This window comes from Paraburkholderia sp. J8-2 (assembly GCF_905220195.1).
Classification (GTDB): domain Bacteria; phylum Pseudomonadota; class Gammaproteobacteria; order Burkholderiales; family Burkholderiaceae; genus Paraburkholderia.
On record NZ_CAJMZA010000100.1, the window covers coordinates 1 to 1,085 of the forward strand.

A 1,085-nucleotide genomic window follows, 5' to 3' on the forward strand; every position below is an offset into this window, starting at 1 on the left:
CCCGACGGTGAAAAGGGAAAGCATGGAAGGGCGACTGAAAGAATCTACGGCTTACGCCGGGAGATGCCTATTTCGGCCGAGCGCCGGGCGCTAAATTCCGGGTATTGAGTGGCAAACCAGGGAAGCGCAGCCTCGCCAATGCGGCGCGCGAATTCGACATTAATCAGATGGCCGGCCACAGGCCGTTCGTGGTCCTGTTTTACTGCGCCGTTCCTTTTGGTTGCGTCCACTCGATTGGCGCTTCGGTTGTAATTTTCAGGCGCCCACGCAACTCAGGATGCACCGATGCCTGATTGAGTACGGCCATGCCGCCAATCTGACGAAGAGCATCATCCGTAATTGGGGTCGTGCTGTCATCCGGCTCGCCGAGAGGTAGATTCATCGCCGAACCTCGCGCGATCTGCCGATCGATTGCAGTCCCGATTTCGTCACGATACACAGTGCAAAGTTGAATCTGCTGCGTATCTTCGTTGTAAAAGATCACTGTAGCGCGGGCGCGTTTCGTCATTTCAAAAGCCTCTGCAACGTTGATAGTTCTGGAATGCGGTCTCCTTGCAGACCGCATAGGCTCGTGGGTCTTGGGTCATCGCTCTGACGAAATCGCATTGTTCCAGATCGAACTCGAATTCGCCAAAGCAATCGGCCTCGTCGGCCGCGCTGACACCACGGGCGGCAACTTGCGTAACATCATCGCTCAAATGGTCCGGTTGATACGCGAACGGTTGCGCGTCGCCGAGCGGTGTCACGTTGACGCCTGGATTCGCATTGAGCAGGTCATCGTCAAACGTACCACCATCGTCGCTTCCGGTGTCGTCGCCGTCCGAATTGCCTTCGCCGCCACCGAGCAAAGCGCCTGCCGCCGACCCAACGGCTCCAAACAATCCTGCGCCTCCGTCGCCTTCGTTACTGCCCGCGGCACTGTCTGGAGCCTGCGTCAACCCCGTTGCGACTTTGGCTACCTGCGAAGGCACATCGAATGCCTGAGAGAGGGCAGACCCCGCTCCAGCCGTTTTCCCGTCCTGTGCAGCCTTGAAAGCAACCCACTGATCCCATGTCAATGGACGGTTCGCGTTTCCCCCACCAGA

Annotated in this window: 1 protein-coding gene and 1 pseudogene; both read right to left on the reverse strand. The window is 58.1% G+C overall.

The annotated features are described in order from the left end of the window. Window positions 1–199: 199 nt before the first annotated feature. Window positions 200–508 (reverse strand): hypothetical protein, encoded by a 309-nt coding sequence (locus U5A52_RS42960; RefSeq protein ID WP_321918083.1) that lies wholly within the window; start codon window positions 506–508, stop codon window positions 200–202. 1 nt (window position 509) lies between these two features. Beyond that, a pseudogene (locus tag U5A52_RS42965) lies at window positions 510–1,085 on the reverse strand (hypothetical protein); the annotation flags it as partial.

Bases quoted from the DNA above. Each gene is read 5' to 3' on its own strand.
- U5A52_RS42960 (WP_321918083.1), bottom strand. From the start codon at position 508: ATGACGAAACGCGCCCGCGCTACAGTGATCTTTTACAACGAAGATACG.